4 protein-coding genes are annotated in these 4,265 nt (G+C 70.1%); 2 read left to right on the forward strand and 2 right to left on the reverse strand.

Annotation, left to right across the window (positions count from 1 at the left end; genetic code table 11):
- Positions 1 to 773 (reverse strand): DUF58 domain-containing protein (locus AC1D15_RS19955; RefSeq protein ID WP_477827342.1); only part of this gene is annotated, 773 nt, incomplete at its 3' end.
- Between the two features lie 20 nt (positions 774 to 793).
- Positions 794 to 1,729 (reverse strand): AAA family ATPase, encoded by a 936-nt coding sequence (locus tag AC1D15_RS19960; RefSeq protein ID WP_052213191.1) that lies wholly within the window; start codon positions 1,727 to 1,729, stop codon positions 794 to 796.
- A 47-nt stretch (positions 1,730 to 1,776) separates the two neighbouring features.
- On the opposite strand from AC1D15_RS19960, the gene AC1D15_RS19965 reads away from it, so the two are divergent.
- Together AC1D15_RS19965 and AC1D15_RS19970 are read left to right on the forward strand one after the other, a co-directional pair.
- Positions 1,777 to 2,712: a histone deacetylase family protein gene (locus AC1D15_RS19965; protein ID WP_047513261.1), complete on the forward strand. Its 936-nt coding sequence runs from the start codon at positions 1,777 to 1,779 to the stop codon at positions 2,710 to 2,712.
- A gap of 56 nt (positions 2,713 to 2,768) precedes the next feature.
- A complete protein-coding gene (locus AC1D15_RS19970) occupies positions 2,769 to 4,064 on the forward strand; it encodes a mechanosensitive ion channel family protein (protein WP_477827343.1) in 1,296 nt (431 codons plus the stop codon).
- The last annotated feature ends 201 nt before the right edge of the window (positions 4,065 to 4,265 follow it).

Below are 4,265 nucleotides of genomic sequence, written 5' to 3' on the forward strand. Positions count from 1 at the left end.
GTCTCGAGGCTGCGCGCGGCCTTCTTCCAGACCACCAGCTTCAGCGGGTCGCCGCGCCGGTAGCCGCGCACGCCTTCGAGTTCGCCGCCATCGGCCCGGCGCCCGGTGGCCGGGCCGCCGGGCGTGGGATGTGCCGGCGGCAGCGGGGCCGGCGGGCGCTCGGGGCGCGGGTAGACCAGCACCTGGGCCGCCGGCCGCCACACCGCCCACGCACGGAACAGGCCGAGCGGAAAGCGCGTCTCGATGCTGATCGCCGGCACCGGGTGCAGCCCGCGCGCCTGTGGCACGAAGCTGACGTGGGTCGCGGACTGGCCGCCGGCCGGCACGTCGGCCCAGGTCAGCGTCGCCGCATCGGCCGATTCGAGGCGCAGCCCGATGCCGAAGCGTTCGGCCGCCGGGCTCGTCAGCGTGACCGCGAGCGGTGCCGGGTCGCCGGCGAACACCGCCGCCGGCGAGCGCAGGTGCAGCGTCATGCCGCGCAGCGTGTTGTGCGTCAGGTGCATCGAGACGATGCCGCTGCCGGCCAGCAGGAAGGTCAGCACGTAGCCGAGGTTCAGCTGGTAGTTGATCGACGCGACCAGCAGCACCATCAGCGTCAGCGCGAACATCAGCCCGGCGCGGGTCGGCAGGATGTAGACGTTGCGCTGGGTCAGCAGCAGCGTGTCGGTGTGCGGCAGCCGGGCCTGCCACCAGGCGCGAAAGCGCTGGCGCACCGCGGCCGCGGCGAGCGCGAAGGGGCGCAGCGGGAGCTTCAGCGCGTCGGCGGCCTGCATGGCGTCGGGTGGGCGAGGGATCAGGGCAGCGGGATGGACTCGATCATCGCGCGCACCTGTTCGCGCGCGCCGCGGCCGGCGCCGGCCACCGGCACCAGCCGGTGCGAGATCGTCTGCGCGAGGATCGCCTGCACGTCGTCGGGGGCCACGTAGTCGCGCGCATCGAGCAGCGCGTGCGCCTTGGCGGCGCGCAGCACCGCGATGCCGGCGCGCGGGCTCAGCCCGTCGACGAACCAGGCGCCGCTGCGCGTCGCGCCGATCAGCGCCTGCAGGTAGTCGAGCAGCGCGTCGGAGGCATGCACGCGCAGCACGTCCTGCTGCGCCGCCAGCAGGTCCTGCGGCGTCATCACCGCGCCCAGCGCGCCGATCGCCTCGCGCCGGTCGATGCCGGCCAGCAGCGCTCGCTCGCTCGCGTAATCGGGGTAGCCGAGCGTGATGCACATCAGGAAGCGGTCGAGCTGCGACTCGGGCAGCGGGTAGGTGCCGAGCTGGTCGGTCGGGTTCTGCGTCGCGATCACGAAGAAGGGCGACGGCAGCGCGCGCGTCTCGCCCTCGATGCTGACCTGGTGCTCCTCCATCGCCTCGAGCAGCGCGCTCTGCGTCTTCGGGCCGGCGCGGTTGATCTCGTCGGCCAGCAGCACCTGCGCGAACACCGGGCCGGGGTGGAACACGAAGGCCTCCTTGCTGCGCTCGTAGATGCTGACGCCGATCAGGTCGGTGGGCAGCAGGTCGGCGGTGAACTGGCTGCGCGAGAACTTGAGCCCGAGCGACACCGCCAGCGCGTGCGCGAGGGTGGTCTTGCCGACGCCGGGAACGTCCTCGATCAGCAGGTGGCCGCCGGCCAGCAGGCAGGCCACGCAGTCACGGATCTGCGGGCGCTTGCCGACGATGATCGTGCTAATCTGGTCGATCAGGCGGTTCAGGTGGGGAAGGGCTTTCAACAGGTCCGTGCTCATGCAATCACCTTAACTCAAACTGCCGCGATTCCGGACTCAGAACACCGATGCCCACTGCGTTCTTCAGCCATCCCGAGTGCCGGCAGCACGACATGGGGCGCGGCCACCCCGAGTGCCCGCAGCGCCTGGACGCGATCAGCGACCACCTGCTGGCGACCGGCCTCGACATGGCGCTCGAGCACCGCGACGCGCCGCTGGTCGACCTGCACGACGTGACGCTCGCGCACGAGAGCCTGTACGTCACCGAGCTGCGGGCTGTGCTCGAAGAACTGGCGGCGTCCGGCGAGAGCCGCGCGCTCGATCCCGACACCGTCGCGAACGCCGGCACCTGGCGCGCTGCGCAGCGCGCCGCCGGCGCTGCGGTGGCCGCCACCGATGCCGTGCTCGACGGCCAGGTCGACAACGCGTTCTGCGCGGTGCGCCCGCCCGGCCACCACGCCACGCGCAACGAGACGATGGGCTTCTGCTTCTTCAACAACGTCGCGATCGCGGCGCGCCATGCGCTCGACGTGCGCGGGCTGCAGCGCGTGGCCGTCGTCGATTTCGACGTGCACCACGGCAACGGGACCGAAGACATCCTCGCCGGCGACGAGCGCGTGCTGATGGTCAGCTTCTTCCAGCACCCGCTGTACCCGTACTGCGGCGAGGTGCCCAAGGGCGACAACATGCTGAACCTGCCGCTGCCGCCGTACACCCGCGGCGCCGAGATGCGCGAGATCGTCGAGGCGATGTGGATGCCGCGGCTGGAAGAATTCAAGCCGCAGATGGTGTTCATCTCGGCCGGCTTCGATGCGCACCGCGAGGACGACCTCGGCCAGCTCGGCCTGGTCGAGGCCGACTACGAATGGCTCACGCGCCGCATCAAGGCGGTGGCCGACCGCCATGCCGGCGGGCGCATCGTGTCGTGCCTCGAGGGCGGCTATGCGCTCGGCGCGCTGGCGCGCAGCGTGGCGGCGCACCTGCGGGTGCTGGCCGACCTTTGACCTCCTGGCTGCACGGCGGCCATTCCCGATCGACACAAGAAGAGAGCGATTCACCGATGGATTCGTCCCTGGGCGTACAAGATTTCAACGAACTGCTGCGCGACCTGGCCACCCGCAGCGCGCTGACCGAGGCGGCGGTGCTGCTGGGCTGCCTGGGTGTTTCATGGCTGGTGTGCATGGCGCTGCGGCGCGTGCTGCGCGTCAACGGCGCGGTGCTGTTCGGCCGCAACGTGGTCGACGGCGTGCTGTTCCCGCTGGTCGCGCTGGTGCTCGCCGTGGTCGCCCGGCACGTCCTGATGGGCGTCGTGAAGGTCGCGGTGTTCCGCGTCGCGATCCCGATCCTGCTGTCGCTCGCGCTGATCCGCTTCGCGGTGCGGGTGCTGTCGGCGGCGTTCCCCAATTCCACCTGGATGCGCGCGACCGAGCGCACGATCTCGTGGCTCGCGTGGATCGCGGTCGTGCTGTGGATCACCGGCGTGATGCCGGCGGTGCTGGAGGAGCTCGACAGCGTGCGCTGKCAGATCGCCGGCGGCATGGTCTCGCTGCGCACGATGATCGAGGGCGCGCTGACGGCCGGCGTCGTGATGGTGCTGGCGCTGTGGCTGTCGTCGGCGATCGAGCGCAAGATCATCCACGGCACCGGCAACGACCTGTCGATGCGCAAGATGGTGTCGAACATCGTGCGGGCGCTGCTGCTGTTCGTCGGGCTGCTGTTCGCGATGTCGGCGGTCGGCATCAACCTGACGGCGTTGAGCGTACTGGGCGGTGCGGTCGGTGTCGGTCTCGGCTTCGGCCTGCAGAAGATCGCGGCCAACTACATCAGCGGCTTCGTGATCCTGGCCGAGCGTTCGCTGCGCATCGGCGACATGGTCAAGGTCGACAACTTCGAGGGCCGGGTCACCGACATCCGCACCCGCTACACGGTGATCCGCTCGCTGGGTGGGCGCGAGGCGGTGGTGCCGAACGAGATGCTGATCACGCAGCGCGTCGAGAACCTGTCGCTGGAGGACCCGCGGGTGCTGGTGCAGACGATGGTGCAGGTGGCCTACGGCACCGACGTGCGGGCGCTGCAGCCGAAACTGGTCGAGGCGCTGCTGAAGGTCGAGCGCGTGATCGCCGACCCGGGGCCGGGGGTGCAGCTGTCGAACTTCGCGGCCGACGGCATGGACCTGACGATCAACTTCTGGATCCGCGACCCGGAGAACGGGCAGGGGCAGGTCAAGTCGGACGTGCACCTGGCGGTGCTGGATGTGCTGAATGCGGAGGGGGTCGATATTCCGTTCCCGCAACGCGTGATGCATACGATCGTGCGCCACGAAGCTGCCGTGCCCGTGCCGCCCGAACGCATTTGACGCATTGGTGCGGAAGGCGGGTGCGGGGAGTCTGTGGCTCGCCGGCCGGTGCGGTCATCGCCCCTGGGGGCGATGACTGCCCTCCACTGACTGATTTCATGGCCCGTCGCCCAAACTCCCGCCACTCACTTCGTTCGTTGTGGTCAAACAGTGGGCGACAGTCAGTTCACGAAGCGTGCTGGCGCACGCGGGCCATGAAAT

It is taken from the genome of Rhizobacter sp. P2_H2 (assembly GCF_056403375.1).